The sequence below is a fragment of the Enterococcus sp. 3C7_DIV0644 genome (genome assembly GCF_002141235.1).
GTDB classification, from domain to species: Bacteria; Bacillota; Bacilli; order Lactobacillales; family Enterococcaceae; genus Enterococcus_D; species Enterococcus_D entomosocium.
Genome location: NZ_NGLK01000001.1, coordinates 191641 through 213008, shown reverse-complemented (window position 1 = coordinate 213008; position 21368 = coordinate 191641). Strand labels below are relative to the sequence as shown.

The 21368-nt window shown below is 42.5% G+C and carries 16 protein-coding genes; 13 read left to right on the top strand and 3 right to left on the bottom strand.

Annotated features, from left to right (window positions below):
• Positions 1-28: 28 nt before the first annotated feature.
• The 4 genes from nifJ (at position 29) to glmM (ending at position 7347) form a co-directional block, all read left to right on the top strand.
• A complete protein-coding gene (nifJ, locus tag A5877_RS01035; RefSeq protein ID WP_086316181.1) occupies positions 29-3712 on the top strand; it encodes a pyruvate:ferredoxin (flavodoxin) oxidoreductase in 3684 nt (1227 codons plus the stop codon).
• A gap of 270 nt (positions 3713-3982) precedes the next feature.
• Positions 3983-4864, top strand: a complete 882-nt coding sequence (cdaA, locus tag A5877_RS01030) for a diadenylate cyclase CdaA (RefSeq protein WP_005235688.1) — start codon at positions 3983-3985, stop codon at positions 4862-4864.
• Positions 4861-5952 carry a YbbR-like domain-containing protein gene (locus tag A5877_RS01025; protein ID WP_086316180.1) on the top strand — a complete coding sequence of 364 codons (1092 nt, stop codon included), beginning with the start codon at positions 4861-4863 and terminating at the stop codon, positions 5950-5952. Before cdaA ends, A5877_RS01025 begins: the two co-directional genes overlap by 4 nt.
• Before the next feature lie 39 nt (positions 5953-5991).
• On the top strand, positions 5992-7347 hold the full coding sequence (glmM, locus tag A5877_RS01020) for a phosphoglucosamine mutase (RefSeq protein ID WP_008382200.1): 1356 nt from the start codon (positions 5992-5994) through the stop codon (positions 7345-7347).
• A 289-nt stretch (positions 7348-7636) separates the two neighbouring features.
• Here glmM and glmS read toward each other — a convergent pair whose 3' ends face one another.
• On the bottom strand, positions 7637-9448 hold the full coding sequence (gene glmS / locus A5877_RS01015; protein WP_008382201.1) for a glutamine--fructose-6-phosphate transaminase (isomerizing): 1812 nt from the start codon (positions 9446-9448) through the stop codon (positions 7637-7639).
• 445 nt (positions 9449-9893) lie between these two features.
• Here glmS and A5877_RS01010 point away from each other — a divergent pair, with 445 nt between their 5' ends.
• The 8 genes from A5877_RS01010 to A5877_RS00975 all read left to right on the top strand — a co-directional run bounded on the left by A5877_RS01010 (position 9894) and on the right by A5877_RS00975 (position 17647).
• Positions 9894-10184, top strand: a complete 291-nt coding sequence (locus A5877_RS01010; protein WP_005235701.1) for a hypothetical protein — start codon at positions 9894-9896, stop codon at positions 10182-10184.
• Between the two features lie 32 nt (positions 10185-10216).
• Positions 10217-11248, top strand: a complete 1032-nt coding sequence (gene sppA, locus A5877_RS01005; RefSeq protein ID WP_005235703.1) for a signal peptide peptidase SppA — start codon at positions 10217-10219, stop codon at positions 11246-11248.
• A gap of 2 nt (positions 11249-11250) precedes the next feature.
• Positions 11251-12081, top strand: coding sequence for an RDD family protein (locus A5877_RS01000; protein ID WP_086316179.1), 831 nt, complete (start codon positions 11251-11253; stop codon positions 12079-12081).
• Positions 12082-12118: 37 nt separating this feature from the next.
• A complete protein-coding gene (locus A5877_RS00995; protein ID WP_086316178.1) occupies positions 12119-13066 on the top strand; it encodes a hypothetical protein in 948 nt (315 codons plus the stop codon).
• Positions 13067-13185: 119 nt separating this feature from the next.
• On the top strand, positions 13186-14469 hold the full coding sequence (gene tig, locus A5877_RS00990; RefSeq protein ID WP_005235710.1) for a trigger factor: 1284 nt from the start codon (positions 13186-13188) through the stop codon (positions 14467-14469).
• A gap of 226 nt (positions 14470-14695) precedes the next feature.
• A complete protein-coding gene (clpX, locus tag A5877_RS00985) occupies positions 14696-15940 on the top strand; it encodes an ATP-dependent Clp protease ATP-binding subunit ClpX (protein ID WP_005235713.1) in 1245 nt (414 codons plus the stop codon).
• A 70-nt stretch (positions 15941-16010) separates the two neighbouring features.
• Positions 16011-16595 (top strand): ribosome biogenesis GTP-binding protein YihA/YsxC, encoded by a 585-nt coding sequence (gene yihA, locus A5877_RS00980; protein WP_008382206.1) that lies wholly within the window; start codon positions 16011-16013, stop codon positions 16593-16595.
• A gap of 170 nt (positions 16596-16765) precedes the next feature.
• Positions 16766-17647: a helix-turn-helix transcriptional regulator gene (locus A5877_RS00975; protein WP_086316177.1), complete on the top strand. Its 882-nt coding sequence runs from the start codon at positions 16766-16768 to the stop codon at positions 17645-17647.
• A 111-nt stretch (positions 17648-17758) separates the two neighbouring features.
• On the opposite strand, the gene A5877_RS00970 is transcribed toward A5877_RS00975, so the two are convergent.
• A complete protein-coding gene (locus A5877_RS00970) occupies positions 17759-17938 on the bottom strand; it encodes an SPJ_0845 family protein (RefSeq protein WP_008380128.1) in 180 nt (59 codons plus the stop codon).
• Between the two features lie 130 nt (positions 17939-18068).
• On the opposite strand from A5877_RS00970, the gene A5877_RS00965 reads away from it, so the two are divergent.
• On the top strand, positions 18069-19400 hold the full coding sequence (locus A5877_RS00965) for a hypothetical protein (protein WP_086316176.1): 1332 nt from the start codon (positions 18069-18071) through the stop codon (positions 19398-19400).
• A gap of 42 nt (positions 19401-19442) precedes the next feature.
• Here the strand turns inward: A5877_RS00965 and A5877_RS00960 are convergent, their stop codons facing one another.
• A complete protein-coding gene (locus tag A5877_RS00960) occupies positions 19443-21368 on the bottom strand; it encodes a fructose-specific PTS transporter subunit EIIC (protein WP_005235722.1) in 1926 nt (641 codons plus the stop codon).

Below are 21368 nucleotides of genomic sequence, written 5' to 3'. Positions count from 1 at the left end.
AAAATGATGATTAAAGGAAGTTATATAGATGAGAAAAAGAAAAACAATGGATGGCAATACGGCAGCTGCCTATATTTCCTATGCCTTTACGGAACTTGCGGCGATCTATCCGATAACCCCTAGTTCAACCATGGCTGAATTAGTGGATCAGTGGTCTGCTCAGGGAAAGCATAATCTTTTTGGGCAGCCGGTGAAAGTGGTTGAAATGCAATCTGAAGCAGGGGCGGCGGGTGTGGTTCACGGCTCATTAAAAACCGGCGCCTTAACGACGACCTATACGGCATCTCAGGGACTTTTGTTAATGGTACCAAATATGTACAAGATTGCTGGGGAAATGCTGCCAGGCGTCTTTCATGTCGCCAGCCGAGCAGTAACAACCAATGCCTTGAATATTTTCGGAGATCATACCGACGTAATGGCCACTCGACAAACAGGCTTTGCTATGCTAGCGGAAAGCAGTGTTCAAGAAGTAATGGATTTAGCGCCAGTCGCTCATTTAGCAGCAATTGAAGCCAACATTCCATTTTTAAACTTTTTTGATGGTTTCCGAACCAGTCACGAGATTCAAAAAATCGAGGTGCTGGACTATGAAGAACTCGCACAACTGGTTAATCATGAAAAGTTGGCTGCTTTTCGTCAAAAAGCGATGAATCCGAATCACCCAACAACGAGTGGGACGAATCAAAATCCTGATATCCATTTTCAACAGCGGGAAACGATCAATCAGCACTATCAAACATTGCCTGAGATCGTTCGTTTTTACATGAAGAAAATCAATGCTTTAAGAGGAACCAACTATGATTTAGTGGATTATTATGGTGCTGCGGACGCCGAAGAAGTTATCGTTTCGATGGGGTCCTCGACGCAAACGATCCAGCAAACGGTGGATCATTTGTGCGCTTCTGGACGCAAGGTGGGAGTCTTGTCGATCCATCTGTATCGACCATTCCCATTAGAAGTCTTCTTAGAAAAAATGCCTGCTACCGTCAAAAGTATCGCTGTATTGGATCGCAGCAAAGAACCTGGTGCCAACGGAGAGTCTTTGCTTTTGGATGTGCAAAGTGCCATGTATGATGCAGCGATTCGGCCGACGATCATTGGTGGACGCTATGGTCTTGGGTCAAAAGATGTAACGCCTGATCAAATCGTTGCCGTTTATGACGAATTGATTAAGCCAAAAGCGAGCCAAAAGAAACGCTTCACCATTGGGATCACGGATGATGTGACGCAATTGTCGTTGCCCTCAAAAGGCACGCTAGATCTAACTGATCCATCCACCTTCCAAGCGAAATTCTGGGGATTCGGCTCTGATGGGACCGTTGGGGCGAATAAGTCAGCAATCAAAATCATCGGTGATCATACCGAAAAATATGTGCAAGGCTATTTCCACTATGATTCGAAAAAATCTGGTGGTCTAACGGTTTCCCATCTGCGATTTGGGGATACCCCCATTCGTTCTACCTATCTGATCGAACACGCGGATTTCGTTGCATGTCATACGCCTGCGTATTTGCATACGTATGATTTGCTGAAAGGACTCAAAAAAGGCGGAACCTTTTTATTAAATACGACCTGGTCACAAGAGCAAATTTTAAATAATCTACCGAAGAAGATGAAACGTTATCTTGCTGAAAACGAGATCCGTTTTTATACCATCAACGCCATGCAGTTGGCAATGGAAGTTGGCTTAGGTGGGCGGATCAATACCGCGATGGAAACAGCCTTCTTTTACTTGGCAAACATCATTCCGACCGAGGAAATCTTGCCGATTTTAAAAGAAGAGGCGCTGAAAAGTTATCGGCACAAATCGATGGCGATCGTTGAAAAGAACCAAGCAGCCATTGATCGCACCATCGAATTATTACAAGAAATCCCTGTTCCAAGCGAGTGGGCAACAATCGAAGTGCCGGAAAGGACATCCACTGCTATGACACAATTTGTGCGGGAAATTGTGGAACCCATCAACCGTCAAGAAGGCAATCAACTATCCGTCGGCACCCTCGTAAGGAACCAAATGACTGAAGGGGTGATCCCTGTCGGGACAACAGCGGTTGAGAAGCGGGGCATCGCTGTTGAAGTGCCCGAGTGGCTATCAGATCGCTGTACCATGTGCAATGAGTGTGCCTTCGTCTGTCCTCATGCGGCGATCCGCCCGTTTTTGGCAGATGAAGATGAATTAACCGAAGCACCGGAAGGCTTTATCGTTAGAGAGATGCGAGGAGCGAACGGCCAAAAATATCGAATTCAAGTTTCCGTTGAAGATTGTACAGGTTGCGGCCTTTGTGTGGAGGCATGTCCCGCCAAAGGGAAAGCCTTGACGATGCGTCCTTACGAAGAACAAAAAGAGCAAGCTGTAAATTGGGCTTTTGCGATGACTTTACGCCAAAAGGAAAATCCAGCAAAACCAGGAACTGTTTTGGGCTCCCAATTCAATAAGCCCTTATTGGAGTTCTCTGGTGCTTGTGCGGGCTGTGGGGAAACCCCTTATGTCAAACTTCTGACCCAAATGTTTGGTGATCGCATGATGATCGCCAATGCGACCGGTTGCTCTTCGATTTGGGGTGGAACCTCACCAGTATCCCCTTATACAACCAATCACTTAGGACAGGGTCCAGCTTGGTCAAACTCGCTGTTTGAAGACAATGCCGAATATGGCTACGGCATGTTCTTAGCCAACCAAACCCGACGGGAGAAATTAGCAGCCCAGTTGCAGTCATTGAAAGCCGCTGTATCAGAAGAATTGCAGGCTTTGATTGATGATTGGGACCTTCATCGAGAAGAAAGTGCTGGGACACAGCAGCGAGCAGCAAAATTGATCGCCGCCTTAGAAGCTGAGGCTTCCACGACACCTCAGCTGAACAAAATCCTGCAGGAAAAAGATTTGTTTGTTAAGCCAAGCCAATGGATGATAGGTGGCGATGGCTGGGCATATGATATTGGGTTTGGCGGTATCGATCATGTTCTCGCTTCTGGTGCAGATGTCAATATTCTTGTGTTAGATAATGAAGTTTATTCCAATACGGGGGGGCAAGTCTCCAAAGCGACACCAACTTCGGCTATTGCTAAATTCGCTGCTAGTGGCAAGTTTGTTTCCAAAAAAGATTTAGGAATGATGGCGATGACCTACGGACATGTCTACGTCGCACAAATCGCATCTGGTGCTAATCAAATGCAAACGATCAAAGCCTTTGAAGAAGCCGAGCGGTTCCCGGGACCGTCAATCATCATTGCCTATACGCCATGTATCACTCACGGTCTTGCTGGCGGAATGCGTCAATCCTTGAAAGAAGCGCAAGAAGCAGTTGCATCAGGGTATTGGAGTCTCTACCGCTATAACCCGCTGTTGGCAGAAAATGGGAAACAGCCAATGACGCTCGATTTCAAAAAGCCAGCATTTGATCAAATGCCTGCCTTTATGCAGACCCAAGTCCGATTTGCTTCCTTGCAGTCTGCCAATCCCAATGCGGCGGAAGCCTTGTTTGAAAAAACCGTTTCAGATGCGAAAACTCGTTTCTATAACTATGCCCGCTTAGCAGGTCAAGAAGAAAAAATTCGAGCAAAGCTTGAAAAAAATGTAAGTACTGATACAGAACAACCAATGGCAGTAAAAACGGAGCGTGTGCGAAGAGAAAAACAGCCGTTAAGCGAAGAACAGCTCGCTGAAAGAGCAGCACGGCGTGCAGCGCGCGCAAAACGTCGTCAGCAAGAATAATCGCTAGCTGAGGAACGACCCTGGAAAAACGCTTTATCACGTTTTTTCAGGGTCGTTTGTTGTTTTTCCTATGAAATGCGTGCAAGAAGCTCTTTTAGATGAAATCTTCTAAGACCTTTGACAAACAATGATTTCAGGATAATGGTAAACTAAATAAAAGAGCTGTTTATTTTTTCAAAACTTTTTCATAAATTTGTTTTTTTTCAAATCTTTGAAGAGGTCCTATGTTATACTATTATCTGAAGTCTTAAGAATAAAGGAAGGCTGTTTATGTTGATAAATTTCAGGGATTTTTTTAATTTAGATTATTGGAGAGAATTGCTCTCATTTGATATATTTTCTTGGTCTTTTTTAGTAAATGTTTTAGATGTGATCGTTGTTTGGTACTTGGTTTATAAGCTTATCCAGCTTGTGCGAGGGACAAAAGCGATCCAGTTGTTCAAAGGAGTCGGACTGTTCATTGTTCTAAGGTTTTTGGCTGGTATCGTAGGATTAAAGACGCTATCTTGGTTGATGGATCAAGTCATTACTTATGGGGTGATCGCCGCAATTGTTATTTTCCAACCAGAAATTCGACGGGGGCTAGAGCATCTTGGACGCAGCTCTTTCTTCAAGACTTCTAAAAACGAAAAACGGCGGGATGAAGTTTTGGTCCAAGCACTGGACAAAGCTGTTCAATATATGGCAAAACGAAAGATCGGTGCATTGATCACGATCGAGCGGACGACTGGTTTAGAAGAATACATCGAAACTGGGATTCCCTTAGATGCGGATGTGACGGGCGAACTACTGATCAATATTTTCATTCCTAATACACCGCTGCATGATGGTGCAGTCATTTTAAGAGATGATAAGATCGCTGTTGCTAGTGCCTACTTGCCATTGTCAGAAAGTCCACTGATTCCGAAAGAATTCGGGACACGTCATAGAGCAGCTGTTGGGATATCAGAAGTCAGTGACGCATTGACCATTATCGTCTCAGAAGAAACCGGCGACGTTAGTATTACGCTAAATAATCGCATGTTGACTGAACTTTCTCGCCAAGAGTATCTCGACGTGTTGAATCGCGAATTAGTTCCGGAAGAAAAACCTGGCAAACGCAACTTGCTGCAATCTTTCTTTGAAGGGGTCAACAAAGGAGGAAGAAAATGATCAAGAAAGAGCGTCGTCAAAACGTATTTTATGGTATACTAGCGCTGTTCTTTAGTCTGGTTTTGTTTTTCATCGCCAGCGGATCAAGCCTGCAAGTCAATCTTGCGGGAACATCAAATCCTTATGAGGAAGAGATCGAAAATGTACCGATTCAGACCACCTACGACACGGATGAATACTTCATCCAAGGATTTGAAACAACAGTGGATGTGACTTTATCTAGTCGAAATCGGGTACAATTGAATGCAGAACGTAGTGAGGAAACACGGAGCTTTCGAGTCGTAGCTGATTTGACTGGGCTCGATGAAGGAACCCATGAGGTCCCTTTAGAAGTAAAAAATCTTAGTTCAAGCGTCACAGCTGAAATCGAACCAAAAACAGTCACTGTGACGATCGAGAAAAAAGTGACCCAAACGTTTACCGTTGAACCCGTCATCTCCACTGACGGAGCAACGAGTGGTTACGGCGTCGATTCAATGAGTGTCGATCCGCAGAAAGTAGAAATCACAACTGGCGATCAAACATTAGCTGAAATCGACCGAGTGGTAGCGATCGTAAATCCAGATGATATCACTGGGGATTCGATCACTGTCAATGGAACCATCGAAGCCTGGGATAGCGACAACAATCCATTAGCGATCATCGCGGATCCTGATTCGGTAGATGTTGCATTGGTGATGGAGGCTCCAAGCAAAGAAATTGAATTGTTTGTTACACAACAAGGGACAACTCCAGACGGGATCTCCCATTACATTTATCGCATGAGCAGTATCAGTGCCGTTCTGACAGGACCACAAAGAATCTTGGATGAAACCCAACAGATCGGTGTGCCGGTGGACGTTAGTGAGATCACGACAACGACGGAACGGACAGTAACCATTCCAGTGCCTGAGGGGACAACAATCAATCCAACGGTCGTGACGATCCAAATCACACCGGTTGCAGAAGCTACTACGGAGAATCAATCAAACAATGATAGCAATGAAGCAGTGAATAGTGAGAATTCTCAAGACAACTCTTCAACAGACGACACGACGAACGAACAAACAGAGAATTCCGCAAGCAGCACGACGACAAGTAGTTCTTAGTCGTTTGACTGTAGAGAATGAATAAGAGAGGTTATTAAAATGGGAAAATATTTTGGTACTGATGGTGTTAGAGGAGAAGCTAACAAGGAATTGACACCTGAGTTAGCATTTAAATTGGGGCGTTACGGCGGCTATGTACTAAGTCAACATGAAACCGGGGACCGTCGTCCTCGCGTATTGGTTGGGCGAGACACACGAATTTCTGGACAAATGCTAGAAAGCGCATTGATTGCTGGTTTGTTATCCGTTGGGATCGAGGTATTTCAATTAGGCGTTATTTCCACACCAGGAGTGGCATACTTGACGAAAGTACAAAAAGCAAGCGCAGGTGTGATGATCTCTGCCTCTCACAATCCTGCACAAGACAATGGGATCAAGTTCTTCGGAAATGATGGCTTTAAATTAGTCGATGAACAAGAAGCTGAAATTGAAGCATTGCTTGATGCGCCGGAAGATACACTTCCTCGACCTTCTGCCGATGGCTTAGGAACGGTGGATGAGTTCCCAGAAGGGTTATTGAAATACTCTCAATTTCTACGTCAAACGATTCCTGACGATTTAGAAGGGATCACGGTTTGTGTCGATGCAGCAAATGGCGCAACAGCTACAAGCGTTAATCGTTTGTTTGCCGATCTAGAAACAGAATTCTTCACAATGGGAACTTCCCCAGATGGGTTGAACATCAATGATGGTGTTGGTTCGACTCACCCCGAAACATTAGCCGAATTCGTCGTTGAAAAAGGGGCCGATGCTGGTCTTGCATTTGATGGAGATGGCGATCGGGTCATCGCAGTTGATGAACTAGGAAATATCGTTGATGGCGATAAGATCATGTATATCTGTGCAAAATATTTAGCAGAACAAAAACGCTTGAACCAAGGAACGATCGTTACAACAGTCATGAGCAATTTAGGGTTCCACAAAGCAGTGGAAGCAATTGGTCTGAAAGATGTGATCACACAAGTCGGTGACCGTTATGTCGTAGAAGAAATGCGTAAAAACGATTATAATTTCGGTGGCGAGCAATCAGGGCATATGATTTTCTTGGATTTCAATACGACAGGTGACGGTTTACTATCAGGAATTCAACTATTGAATATCATGAAACAAACGGGCAAGAAACTGTCGGAATTAGCAGGAGAGGTAACGATCTATCCACAAAAACTTGTCAACATTCGAGTGACAGATAAAAATGGTGCGATGGATGTTCCAGCTATCCGTAAAATCGTGGAAGAGACAGAAGCAGAAATGAACGGCGAAGGCCGTATCTTGGTTCGTCCTTCAGGAACAGAACCATTGCTTCGGGTGATGGCAGAAGCACCAACCATTGAAAAAGTCGATTACTATGTTGAAAAAATCGCAGCGGTCGTTCGAGAAGAAATCGGTGCGGAATAAATGAAGAAGTAAGACGATCAAAGATATTCTTTGTTCGTCTTTTTTGTCTACTTACCAGCAAGAAGTCAACTTGCGAACTAGAGAAACTTGTCAACGAATTTGTCGACAACGCTTAAAAGGGAACACGCCGTGGGCAAGCCTTGCGAAGTATAGTTGCTTTTAAAAGTCTTTTCGGATTTGTTGTGCATAAAACAAGAAAAAAGAACCCCTATGAACGATCGAGTCATCGAACGAGGAGTTCTTTTTATTAAACAGAAGATAACCAATTCGGTTTCAGTTTTTTTAAAAACTATTCAACGGTAACGGATTTTGCTAAGTTTCTTGGTTTATCAACATCGAATCCGCGTTGTAAAGTGGCGAAGTAAGCCAGCAGCTGTGTTGGAACGACTGCCACTAAGCTGGTTACCAATGGATGAACATTTGGCAAAATGATTTGATCAGTCGCTTTTGCTAACTCTTGACTAACGATCACAAGGGTGTGAGCCCCACGAGATTCGACTTCTTTCAAATTGCCTCGCGTATGAGAGCCAGTCACTTCTTCCGTGATCACACCGATCACTGGTGTACCTTCTTCGATCAACGCGATGGTGCCGTGTTTTAATTCACCAGCCGCAAAGCCTTCCGCTTGGATATAAGAAATTTCTTTTAATTTCAATGCCGCTTCCATTGATACATAGTAATCATTCCCACGACCAATGTAAAATGCATTACGGGTTTCGGAAAGAAAATCTTCAGCAAATTGACTGATAACAGCTTTTTCATCCACTAAAGCCTCCATTGCAGAAGCAACGATGCTTAGTTCATGGAACACGTCAAAATCCAATGCTTCAGGGACAGCTTTTTCATCACCAATGGCTTTTGCTAATAAGGTCATGACAGCGATCTGTCCGGTATATGCTTTTGTAGAGGCAACGGCGATTTCTGGACCAGCATGAAGCAATAAGGTATGGTTCGCTTCTCGAGAAAGAGTAGAACCAGCAACATTGGTAATCGTCAGACTAGGAAGACCTAACTGGTTGATCGTCACTAATACTTGACGGCTATCTGCCGTTTCACCACTTTGTGATAAGAACAAGAAGAAGGGTTTTGCTGACAACAATGGCATGTTGTAGCCAAACTCACTAGATAAGTGAACCTCAACAGGGATCTGTGTTAGCTTTTCTAGAATGGATTTTGCTGCCCAACCAGCATGATTACTGGTACCACATGCGATGATGTAGATTCGATCGCTCGCTAAAAGTTCGTTTTTTAACGCTGGATCGATTACTACTTCACCGGATTCTCCTTGATATTCTTGGATCAAGCGGCGCATCACGGTTGGTTGATCATCGATTTCTTTTAACATGTAGTAAGGGTACGTTCCTTTTTCGATGTCAGTCAGATCTAGTTGTGCTTCATAAGATTCACGGTACACAAGGTTTCCTTTTGGATCTTCGATTTCGATCGCATCGGCTGTTACGGTCACCATTTCGCCATCTTCGATCTCAACAAAATGAGTCGTTTGATCGAGCATTGCTAAGGCATCGCTGCAAATGACATTAAATCCATCTCCCAAACCGATCAATAAGGGACTTTTATTTTTAGCAACATAAATGGTTTCTGGATCTTTTTTTTCTACTAAAGCAAAGGCATAAGAGCCGCGAATCAAGGACAAAGCTTTTTTAAAGGCCGCTTTGGTCGTGCTGTTGTCTTGCTCTTTCAACACTTCAATCAAATGAACAACGATTTCGGTATCTGTTTGACCTTCAAACTGGTGGTTGCTTAAATATTCTTGATGAAGCTCTTCAAAGTTTTCGATCACACCATTATGAACCAAAACGAGTGCTTGGTTTGCCGAAGTGTGAGGATGAGCATTCATTTCTGATGGCTTGCCATGGGTCGCCCAACGGGTATGTCCGATACCGATCGTTCCTGTTACTTCAGAAGTCACTTTTTCTTCCAAGTTTTTGATTCTTCCTTGGGCTTTCACTAAATGATCCGAAGTCCGATCAGCGACATAAAGGCCTGCTGAGTCATAGCCCCGATACTCTAAGCGTTCCAATCCGTTTAAAATAATTCGTTCTGCATTTGATTTTCCTACGATTCCTACAATTCCACACATAATGATAATCCTACTTTCAAAAAATTTAGTTTGGCATTATGTATTTCTATCTGCGCAGCAAGTCTTTGTCATCATCTTACGATGAGATTTGTTCTTGCCTGTAGAGTGCAGTCCCTAGAGTCATCCGCCGAATGTTTCGATAAACTCTTTCCTCGTCATCTGTTTCCAGATCAGGCGCTATCCATATTGGTCTATCTATCCTCCTTGTGAAATATTTTATAGAAATACAAGCAATATCATAATATTTATTCCTGTTTCTGTCAACTGTAAGTTATATGAAAATAATTGGTATAGTTATTGGTAAGGTTGATTTGAACCAGTCTATAGGGAATCAAAATAGCTGACATAGCTTTGTCGAATAAGATTCCCAAGAAATTTCCTCATAAAGCTATGCTTTTTTTTTTAAGTTCGCTACAATAAAAAAGTAAGAAAGTGAGGGAATGAAATGCCAGAATTTGTAAATTGTATGACTTTTTCAGAGCTAAAGAAAATAGTAGCTGCGATAGAAAAAGATCCTAATGTCACAGATGAAACAAAGGTCATGTTGGATACGGGCTGGGACAGCTTGCAAGAAATTTTACCCGGATCAGTCACCGTGGAAACCGCGCAAACATTCAAAGTCCAGGATGAACTAACAAAGGAATTTTTTGGCGGCTACGTTTTAGCTGAAAAAAGCGAGAAATTTGATGCGGTTGGAGACGAAGAAGCAGTGATCGTCATCAAAAATCTATACTAAATTATGGGAAAGGTGAAAAGTTAGGTGGGAAAATGAATAAAAGAAGATGGATCGCAGCGGCGATCGCAGCAGGGTTATTTATCTGCTCGGGGGTTTTTTCAGTAATCACAAATCGTCCAGAGCAAGAGGAAACTCAAACGCTGCAAGGTTTAAATGCTTTGTTCTACGGAAGTAATGCGATCGAAGAGACAACGTTAGTTGCCGGAGATCAAGACAATCGCATTGTTCGCTTATCTTTAGAAGGAACGATCGCCAGCAGCTCCAGTGGCGGCTTATTCACAACAGAATCTTATGATCATCAGCGATTTTTAGAAGAACTACGGATGATCCAAGAAGATCCAACTATTGGGGGCATCTTGATGGAAGTCAATACCCCAGGAGGCGGCGTCTATGAAAGTGCCGAGATTGCTCGTGAATTAGCAAAAATCAAAGAGTTAGGGATTCCGATGTATGTCAGTATGAAAAACATGGCAGCCAGTGGCGGTTATTATATTTCGGCAGGTGCTGATAAAATTTTCGCAACGGATGAAACGATTACCGGTTCGATCGGAGTGATCATGTCGGGGCTCAACTATGCCGGCTTATTCGAAAAGCTAGGGATCGAAGACAATACGTATAAAAGTGGTGCACTAAAAGATGTAGGTTCAGCAACGAGAGAGCCAACAGAAGCCGATAAAGAAGTCTTGCAGACCTATGTCGACAATGCTTATGGTCGGTTCGTTAAAATTGTGGCTGAAGGACGCGGCATGACAGAAGAAGCCGTTAGAAAGATCGCTGATGGCCGCATCTATGATGGTCAGCAAGCAGTGTCTGTTGGCTTAGTGGATGAAATCGGTTTTCCTGAAGATACATTAGCAGCAATGCAAGCAGATCTAGGCTTGGAAGATGCAGAGATTTTCAGCTATGACGTTTCATCTACTGGATTTGCTTCTACTTGGTTAGGTTCAAGTTTAGCCGAACTGCAAGGACTAAAAGAATCAAATACAGAACGAGTGATCCAATTGATGGAAAGCCTAGGAACAAGCGATGCCCCTAAACCTCTTTATTACTATGGAGGTGAATAACTATGACAGAGAAAAACAAGTATTCCGCTGCCGCATCGTCAACGGATGACAATCACACAAGTACATCAATCGATCAAAGGGAACAGCGCGAAACCTCCACACCGTCAACTGGTCATACGGATGTACGAACTGAAGCGCAGGTTTCAGAAACAGCCGAACCAGTAAACGCCAGCAAAGCGATGAAGAACGCACAAGTAAACCATCCCGATGATTTTTATCAACAAGTCTTGACGTCTTTTCAAGAAGAAGAGTATAACCAAAGTGAAATCGAAGAAAGACAAAAAGCGTGGCAGCATTTTGAAGAACCTGAAAAACAGACCGAAGACAAACGGTTCTTTAATGACTTTCCTAGCTACTTTTTTGCCGGTTTTTGGATACGTCTGTTTGCTTTTTTAGTGGATCTTCTAGTGATCCGGGCAATCACGCAAATAGCGATCGGCAGTATCTATAATCTAGCGAATCTAACGGCAACTAACCAGCGGTTTGGACTTTACAACGTCTGTGCCTTAGCGATCTATCTGGGCTATTTTGTTCTGATGACGAAGCTGAATCATGGCCAAACAATTGGGAAAATGCTCTTTGGCATCCGCGTTATTTCTTTTGTAGAAGAAGAACTCAGTTGGCAAACGGTCTTGATCCGCGAACTTTGCGGGCGCTATGTGCTGCAATTCAATGTTTTCTTTTATCTCGGTTATTTACCAATCGTCTTTAATAAAAATAAGCAGCAGGCTGCGGATTATTTTGCAGAAACAAGTGTGATAACCATCAATTTGATCAAGGCCTTTAATAAACAGGTGGATGCCAATCACGTAATGATTGGTGCACAAAACTAACTAGCAGATCAAGCAATTAGTAAAGGAGGGGTCGTGAATGGGTGAGACGATTGATTTCCCGGGACCAAATGAGCGGCTTCGTCTGGCGGCAGAAAAAGCCTACCAGTCAAAAGAGTTTTTGCAGGCTTTTCGTTTGTACAATGAACTTTATCAAAAAAACGCCAGTTTTGAGATCAATCAATGGCTCGTGGAATGCTTGCAACAGCTGAATGATTTTGCCAAAGCGTTAGATCTTGCGGAAGACTATCTAGATGATTATTTGAAACAAACTGATGGTTTTTTACAAATTGGTCATCTGCTGATCTTGGATGGTCAATACTTAAAAACTCGGCGCTGGCTTACATTAGGTCAGAAAACAAAAATTCCAAAACGCTATCAGGAACAGTTGGCTAGTGAACTAGCTAAAGTAGAAGAAGTACAACAAATTTTAGGATTGGAAGATTTTCATGGGAAACGCAAGCATTTACGCGCATTAGATGAAGCCAATCAACCGGTGAGTGCAACAGAGTGGCACGTTTTTACCCAAGCAATTACCAAATCACAATTTATCTCGCTGATGCATGACACGTTGGCTTCCATCAAAAATCCGTATTTGCTACCTAAATTAGTGGATGAGCTCGTGCGTCTTGAAGTGGACGAACCTTTTGACCTAATCGATTACCTTGGGAATATGCAGCAAATCGTTCCGAAAGAATTGAAACTTTTACAGGAGGATGACGCTGTTAAAGCGATCCATAAAGCGATCGAAGAAACGATCGCCCAAGAGGACCCGATTTTAGCGGAAAGTGTCTCAGCAGAAATCGATGATCATTTAGCGATAAGTTACCCGTTTTTACCGGCAAAAGAAGAGGCAAGCGCATGGGTGGCAAGCTACATTGAAGATTATCGCGGGTTATTTGAAGAAAAAGAACAGCCAAAAGCAGACAATGAAATAGAAGAACGCAAACGACACTTGCGTAATATCCTACGTTTGAGCATTCGCTGAAAGAAAAATTCGCAACTTTCATGGTAAAATGTTTACAATTAAACAACGTTAGTGTACTATTTAAAGGTATGCATGAAGCTATTTCATATGTAAATCAATTAATATTCGGAGGGAAATAAATGACTGCAAAATGGGAAAAAACAGGCACCAATGATGGTGTTTTGACATTTACGATCGCTCAAGCGGAAATCCAAAAAGGCTTGACGACTGCATTCAATAAAGTGAAAGGCAATCTTAACGTACCTGGCTTCCGTAAAGGGAAAGTTTCACGCCAAGTATTTAACCGTATGTACGGCGAAGAAGCGTTGTATGAAGATGCATTGAACGCTGTTCTTCCAGAAGCTTATGAAGCTGCTGTAAAAGAAGCAGGGATCGATCCTGTTTCGCAACCAAAAATCGACGTTGACAGCATGGAAAAAGGTCAAGACTGGGTAATCAAAGCAGAAGTTACTGTAAAACCTGAAGTAAAACTTGGTGATTACAAAGATTTAACTGTTGAAAAACAAGACCGTGAAGTAACAGAAGAAGACGTTGATGCACGCATCAAACGCGAACAAGAAGCACAAGCTGAATTAGTTATCAAAGAAGACGAAGCAGCTGAAAATGGCGACACAGTCGTTATCGACTTTGAAGGCTTCTTAGGAGAAGAAACATTTGAAGGCGGCAAAGGTGAAAACTACTCACTTGAACTTGGCTCAAACTCATTCATCCCTGGTTTTGAAGAACAATTAGTAGGAACAAAAGCTGGCGATAGCAAAGACGTTACCGTGACTTTCCCAGAAGATTATCAAGCAGAAGATTTAGCTGGTAAAGAAGCAGTCTTCAAAGTAACGGTTCACGAAGTAAAAGCAAAAGAACTTCCTGAATTAGATGATGAATTCGCAAAAGACGTTGATGACAGCGTTGAATCATTAGCGGAATTAAAAGAAAAATATCGTGCTGAATTGACTGAAACAAAAGAAAAAGCAGCAGAAGATGCAAAAGATGAAGCTGCGATCCGTCAAGCAGTTGAAAACGCAGAAATCGTTGAATTACCACATTCAATGGTACATGATGAAGTACACCGTTCAATGGATGAGTTCTTGAACAATATGCAACGTCAAGGAATCTCACCTGAAATGTATTATCAATTAACTGGTTCAACTGAAGCAGATCTTCACACACAATTTGAAGGCGAAGCAGAAACACGCGTGAAAACAAACCTTGTCATTGAAGCAATCGCTAAAGAAGAAGGTTTGGAAGCAACAGAAGAAGATATCGAAAAAGAAATCAAAGAACTTTCTGAAGCTTACAATATGCCAGTGGATCAAATCAAACGCGTCTTAACAGAAGACATGTTGAAACACGATATTACAATGAAAAAAGCAGTTGAACTTGTAACAGGCACTGCAAAAGAAGCGTAGTCAAAACTCTTAAAAACGGCGAACATCTAGTGGTGTTGGCCGTTTTTTCATGGGAGTAAATAGGGGATATTTCGGAATTACTAACAAATGATAAGAAAACGTTAGGCAAAGTAAAAATGACTTTTTCTTTCAAAAAAGTTATGATATGATTGTTTAAGACTGCAAAGTTAGTAAACCAAATTCCACTCCTTTAAATAGGTTGGAAAATTTTCAAGGGGTGAACAGTATGTACGATAATACAAACGGTAATGAAGCTGTTCGTTGTTCTTTTTGCGGAAAAACGCAAGAAGAGGTGAAAAAGATCGTTGCAGGGCCTGGGGTCTATATCTGTAATGAGTGCATTGATTTGTGCAAAGAAATCATTGATGAAGAGTTTTACGAAGAAGCAGTTCGGGAGTTTACCGAAGTGCCGAAACCGCAAGAACTATTGAATGTCCTCAATGAATATGTGATTGGACAAGATCGTGCCAAACGAACATTGGCTGTAGCGGTTTATAATCACTATAAACGGGTCAATGTAGAAACGACAGCTGAAGATGTGGAGTTACAGAAAAGCAATATTTGCTTGATCGGGCCAACAGGTTCAGGTAAAACATTTTTGGCACAAACGCTAGCACGTTCACTGAATGTGCCTTTTGCAATCGCTGATGCAACCAGTTTAACAGAAGCCGGCTATGTCGGTGAAGATGTGGAAAATATTCTTTTGAAGCTTTTACAAGCTGCTGATTATAATGTAGAAATGGCTGAAAAAGGGATTATCTATATTGATGAGATCGATAAAATCGCCCGTAAGAGTGAAAATGTATCGATTACTCGTGATGTCTCCGGTGAAGGTGTTCAGCAAGCTTTGCTGAAAATCCTAGAAGGAACCACTGCTAGTGTGCCGCCTCAAGGGGGACGGAAACATCCGCATCAAGAGATGATCCAAATCGATACGACCAATATTCTCTTTATCGTTGGTGGGGCGTTTGACGGGATCGAAACAATTGTTAAAAACCGCTTAGGTGAAAAAACCATTGGGTTTGGTACAAACAACAAACGTCTTGAAGAAGGCGAGAGCGTGATGCAACAGATCATTCCTGAAGACTTGCTTAAATTCGGTTTGATCCCTGAATTTATCGGCCGTTTGCCAGTGATGGCTGCTTTAGAGAAATTGACGGTAGATGATTTAGTGCATATTTTGACTGAACCAAAAAATGCCCTTGTCAAACAATATCAAAAATTGATGGCATTAGATGACACAGAACTCGAATTTGAGCCAGAGGCTTTACGTGCGATTGCTGCGCAAGCAATTGAGCGAAACACCGGTGCTCGTGGATTACGTTCGATCATCGAAAATATCATGATGGAAGTCATGTTCAATGTTCCTTCTGATGAGTCGATTCAAAAAGTCACTATTACGGAAGAAGCTGCGAAAGGACTTGGCGAACCAAAAATCATTTACAATGAAGAGACAAAAAAAGCAGTCTAATCGAGACCAAGTCGGATAGTTTCATTGCTATCCGGCTTTCTTTTTGAAAAAAATGAAAAGGAGCGATCCAATGAAAGTACATGAAGCTGAGATCGTCATTAGTGCTGTTTCACCAGCACAATACCCAGATACACCCTTACCGGAGATTGCCTTAGCAGGGCGCTCCAATGTCGGTAAATCTTCCTTTATCAATACATTGATTAACCGTAAAAACTTAGCCCGAACCTCGTCAAAACCGGGGAAAACCCAAACATTGAATTTTTATTTGATTGAAAATACGCTGCATTTTGTCGATGTCCCTGGCTATGGCTATGCAAAAGTATCAAAAACCGAGCGAGCAAAATGGGGAAAAATGATTGAAACGTACCTCGAACAAAGAGAGCAGCTGCGAGCAGTAGTATCTTTGGTAGATTTGCGCCATGCACCTTCCCAAGAAGATGTTCAAATGTATGAATTTTTAAAGTATTATGAGATCCCTGTGATCGTTGTTGCCACCAAAGCAGACAAAATCCCTCGTGGGAAATGGAATAAGCATGAAAGTATGATCAAAAAAGCGTTGTCCTTTGATCCAGCTGATACGTTCATTCTTTTTTCTTCCATTACCAAACAAGGAAAAGAAGAAGCATGGAAAGCCATCGAAGCAGCAATCAAATAATTTTGAATAAAGAAACGAAGCGAGCAAGTCGCTCCCTTCGTTTTTTTGCTTTTTAAAAGTAAAAATTGGGGATTTAGGCTATTCTACGGAGCGTAGAGTGCCAAATTTGCCCAATTTTAGCGAAAATCTCCTTAATATTTGTTAAACTTGTAACAAGGAGGTGTGGTCGAATGCATGAAACATTAAGTAAAAAATTAAAAGAGTATCGATCAAGACATAACTTAACCCAGAAGGAATTAGCTGCGAGGTTATTTGTTTCTGATAAGGCCATTTCAAAATGGGAACGAGGAAATGGGTTGCCAGACATCGAGACATTGGTTCGTCTCGCCGATATATTAGGCACTCCAGTGGAAGAGCTATTAAAAGAAAAGAAAGAAACCTACTATTATGAATACAAAAGTGAACGGAGGGTTCTACGGCTTCCGTTAATGCACATTTTGATTCCCAATTTATTCTTATTACTGAATCAAGTGACGAGCGTTCGAGAGTTTTTTGTTCTGATGAAAGAGGTACCCACTGCGTCTGGCTGGTTCTGTCTTGGCGTTAAAGCCAAAGGGGTCATTGCTATGGGGCTTATCAGTTTGGGACTGCTATCGATCGGTGTTATGTCCTTTGGCGCGTTGGCAATCGGGACCATCAGCATCGGCGCGTTCGCTTTTGGTCATTTCTGTTTTGCCTTGCTCGTTGGTATAGGAAATATCGCCGTTGGATCGGTTGTTGTTGGAAATGTTGGTATCGGATTACTTGCATTAGGAAATGTTGCTGTTGCATGGATTGGAGTTGCAAATTATGGTGTAGGGAGTTTTATGGCTGTTTTGCCATCGAGTGCAACGGCAAAGGATTTCAATCATGCGATTCAGCAACTGCTAGCGACAGACATCCCGGATTTGATCAAAACCACTTTTTTTGAACCAATGATTCGCTTTACTCAATCCCCAATCGTGGTAGCTGGCTTTGTGGTCACGATCCTAGCAGGCGTCGTTTTCATTCTTTGTCTGGTGATTATCGGCTTGATTCGCTTACGGCAAAGTGTTTTATATGAAGAGTTGTAATGTGAGAAGGAGGATCAGATTCTAATTCTCCCAGATAAGTTGATTTGGTCGCTCATTTCTTAGCTTAAAAGGTAAAAAAGGCAAGGACCTCACAGTCCTGTGCCTTTTTTGTTAGTCTGCTTTTTTTATATTATTTGCTTTTTTTTGCTCTTTTTCATCATCAGGTTCGTTTTTTAAGAAACGCTCAATGTCCTTTTCCTGCTTTTTATTGTCTTTGTCGTTATCGGGAAGAAAGGCAAAATCATCAAACATTTTATCTAGCGAGTCTTCTCGTTGGAATTTTAAGCCCATAAGGTTCACCTCCAAGCGCCTTTAGTTTACCACGAACGGTCGTAGATTTCACCAAAAAAAAGCGAAATAGTGTTCAATCGTTTCTCCCTTTACTATAATTAAAGAAAGGGGATAGAAAAGAGGGATAGCGATGATCAAAACTGAAAAAATTTACGGCTTTCTACAATCGACACAAATGGAAGCATCACAGTTACGTTTGTTGATTGAAAATTGGTTCGCTTTGGTTCGTCTTAGCTATCAGCCGACGGAATACTATTACAATCAGCAAGAAAAGAAATCTTATGATTTTGATGAGGTCAGTCAACTGCTGCATAGCGCCCCTGAAGAAATCAATACTGAATTGATTGTGACGGACGGCCAAAATGAGTCCAGTATCCATATCATTCAAGAGGCTGTTTTACAACGGCACCTGTTTACGAAAGACGTATTTTCCACACAGAAAACAGTGATTTTAAGTTACTTCGATGAAACGATGCAAAGAGATGGATTGTTTGGCTATTTGCGTTCATATGATGAGTACCTGATGCATAACGTCGAGCGAATCGAGAAAAGACAAAATTTTCAATCGATTGCTGAAATCAACGCGTTACCGAAGCGGAAAAATTTTGAACAAGAGATCGTTATTGATTGCAATCAATTTGCTGGGTACGATGTTTTTTACAATGGCTACACACTGACCTCTTGTTGGCGAATGTACTTTTCGGTATTCTATGCCCGTATTATTCCTCAGGTGATCATTACGGATGCGCAACAAGTCGAGCAGGTCCAAGTTAGAGATCAGGGAATCGTGATGGTGGAATTGTATCGCGATCCGTTTCAGTGGGATCACGAGTTGAATCTTTCATACCAGCGTTTGTTTCGCGATCAAACTGGGATCGATCAATTGACATGGGATAATGGCGTCGGTATTTTGAGGGAACCATATATTGAGTACGCCTTTGGCGACCAATTGATCCAAACCATCCAGTACCAAAATGATCGGCTGCAGCCGACGACTAAGCGTAACGCGACACATTTCGTCACTCGAAGCTTCGATTTGGTGAACGAAGAGTACCAGGAGCGACGGGTGAAAGGTTACTTGAATGCACAAGCGTATTTTCCTTGGATCGACCAAGACCGGTTGCGCATGATGGATTATATTGTATTAAAACCGGAATTGACTATAGATGATGGAATTGAGGCATATGCCTTTTATATTCGGAATCACCTCGAAATTGATTACTCAGAGGATCGCTTTAAAGACTATACAGCTTGCTTACAATTTTATTTACCAGAAACAGCCTTGAAGGAGCTGCCGATAGACGGATTGAAAGCAGCGATGCCGGATGTTCATTTTGGCTATTTGCACCGCACGCGCAAATATACGTGGGTTAACCTAAAGAAGGATGGGAAAAAACTACGAGTGTATTTTATGAATACCCAAAAGCTAGTCGAACAGCAGCTCTTTACCAATCAAGAATGAAAAAGACCCGCAAGATCACGAGGATCTTGCGGGTCTTTTCAATTAGGCAGCTTGTTCAGGCGCTTTTTTCAACAAACCGAATACAACGCCAGAAACGATCGCACCGATTAAGATGAATAGCAAGAACAAAATTGGTTTAGATAATAATAGAACAACGAAGATCCCACCATGTGGTGCCATTAATTGGATATCAAAGGCACCGACAAGCGCACCAGTCAGTGCAGAACCAACGATAAAGCTTGGGATCGCCCGCAATGGATCTGCTGCTGCAAATGGGATCGCACCTTCTGTGACGAAGGATAGCCCCATGACGATGTTTGTTAAACCAGCTTCTTTTTGGTCTTTGGTGAATTTATTTTTAAACAATAACGTTGCGACAAAGATTGCCAATGGAGGAACCATTCCGCCCGCCATTACAGATGCCATCACGACGCTACCACCTTCAGCAACGGTCGTTGCCAATGTTGCAGTACCGAAAACATAAGCGGCTTTGTTGATTGGGCCACCTAGATCGGCTGCCATCATTGCTGCTAACAAAGCACCAAGTAAAGCGGCGTTGGTACCACTTAAACCAGTCAAGAAGCTATTCAAACCGTCATTGATGGCTTTCATTGGCACGTTGATCAGTAACATCAAGAAGCCAGTGATCAATAGGCCGAAAACAGGGTAGAAAAGGATCGTTTTGATTCCTTCTAATGATTTTGGTAAACCTTTGAATAATGAACGCAAGAACTTGATGACATAACCAGCTAAGAAACCGCCAATCAATGCTCCTAAGAATCCAGCACCACCCGTATTTGCTAGGGCACCTGCTGCGAAACCGACGATCAATCCAGGTCGGTCACTGATACTTGAAGCGATGAAACCAGCTAAGACAGGTAACATAAAACCAAATGCCGCGCTACCGATTTGATTGAACCAAGAAGCGGCTTGGTTGTAGTTTCCTAATTGACTCAAGGCATCTTGAGGGACACCCATGAACTGGTCCACCATGAAGGAAATAGCGATCATGATTCCACCGGCAATAACAAATGGTAACATGTGAGAAACACCATTCATCAAATCTTTATAGATTCGTTGACCGACTGAACCATCAGCAGAAGCGTCCTCTTTATCAGAAGCTTGGCCACTACCGTGAAAAACAGGAGCAGTTCCGCTCAATGCTTCATTGATTAATTGCTCGGTTTTACGGATACCATCGCTCACAGGACGGTTTACTAAATGTTTGCCGTCAAAGCGATCCATTTCAACTTTTTTATCGGCAGCTACGATCACACCAGCAGCTCGGGCGATATCAGCTTCTGTTAAACGATTTTTGATTCCTTCTGAACCATTTGTTTCGACTTTGATGTCAACACCAAGTTCTTTGGCTTTCTTTTTCAAAGCATCTTCTGCCATGTAGGTGTGGGCGATCCCTGTCGGGCAAGCTGTAACTGCGACGATATAGGGACGTTCGCTAGCAGGTGCTGCTTCTTGGTTTGCCGCTTCTTCTGCTAAAGCATCGGCTTCTTGCTGTGCCTCAGCTTCTGAGAAAAGTTGTTGTACTTGATCAGCAGTTGTCGCTGTTTTTAGTTTAGCAACGAAATCTGGATCGATCAATAAGCGAGATAGAGCTGCTAACGCTTGTAAATGAGTATCATTTGCTCCTTCTGGTGCTGCGATCATAAAGAAGAGGTACGTTGGTTGTCCATCTAACGCCTCATAGTCGACACCCGCATTACTCTTTGCGAATAAAACCGTCGCTTCTTTGACTGCACTGTTTTTGGCATGGGGCATTGCGATGCCGTCACCTAACCCTGTTGAGGTTTGGGCTTCTCGGGCAAGAATTCCTTCTTTGTAGATTTCGACATCTGAAATCCGTCCGACAGCATATAATTTTGCTACCATTTCATCAATGGCACCTTTTTTGTCTGTTGCTTGCAAGTCCATGATCATGGCATCTTTCAGCATCAACTCATTGATTTTCAT

Coding starts and splice junctions, on each gene's coding strand:
- nifJ (WP_086316181.1), top strand. CDS start 29: ATGAGAAAAAGAAAAACAATGGATGGCAATACGGCAGCTGCCTATATT.
- cdaA (WP_005235688.1), top strand. CDS start 3,983: ATGTTGATAAATTTCAGGGATTTTTTTAATTTAGATTATTGGAGAGAA.
- A5877_RS01025 (WP_086316180.1), top strand. CDS start 4,861: ATGATCAAGAAAGAGCGTCGTCAAAACGTATTTTATGGTATACTAGCG.
- glmM (WP_008382200.1), top strand. CDS start 5,992: ATGGGAAAATATTTTGGTACTGATGGTGTTAGAGGAGAAGCTAACAAG.
- glmS (WP_008382201.1), bottom strand. CDS start 9,448: ATGTGTGGAATTGTAGGAATCGTAGGAAAATCAAATGCAGAACGAATT.
- A5877_RS01010 (WP_005235701.1), top strand. CDS start 9,894: ATGCCAGAATTTGTAAATTGTATGACTTTTTCAGAGCTAAAGAAAATA.
- sppA (WP_005235703.1), top strand. CDS start 10,217: ATGAATAAAAGAAGATGGATCGCAGCGGCGATCGCAGCAGGGTTATTT.
- A5877_RS01000 (WP_086316179.1), top strand. CDS start 11,251: ATGACAGAGAAAAACAAGTATTCCGCTGCCGCATCGTCAACGGATGAC.
- A5877_RS00995 (WP_086316178.1), top strand. CDS start 12,119: ATGGGTGAGACGATTGATTTCCCGGGACCAAATGAGCGGCTTCGTCTG.
- tig (WP_005235710.1), top strand. CDS start 13,186: ATGACTGCAAAATGGGAAAAAACAGGCACCAATGATGGTGTTTTGACA.
- clpX (WP_005235713.1), top strand. CDS start 14,696: ATGTACGATAATACAAACGGTAATGAAGCTGTTCGTTGTTCTTTTTGC.
- yihA (WP_008382206.1), top strand. CDS start 16,011: ATGAAAGTACATGAAGCTGAGATCGTCATTAGTGCTGTTTCACCAGCA.
- A5877_RS00975 (WP_086316177.1), top strand. CDS start 16,766: ATGCATGAAACATTAAGTAAAAAATTAAAAGAGTATCGATCAAGACAT.
- A5877_RS00970 (WP_008380128.1), bottom strand. CDS start 17,938: ATGGGCTTAAAATTCCAACGAGAAGACTCGCTAGATAAAATGTTTGAT.
- A5877_RS00965 (WP_086316176.1), top strand. CDS start 18,069: ATGATCAAAACTGAAAAAATTTACGGCTTTCTACAATCGACACAAATG.
- A5877_RS00960 (WP_005235722.1), bottom strand. CDS start 21,368: ATGAAAATCAATGAGTTGATGCTGAAAGATGCCATGATCATGGACTTG.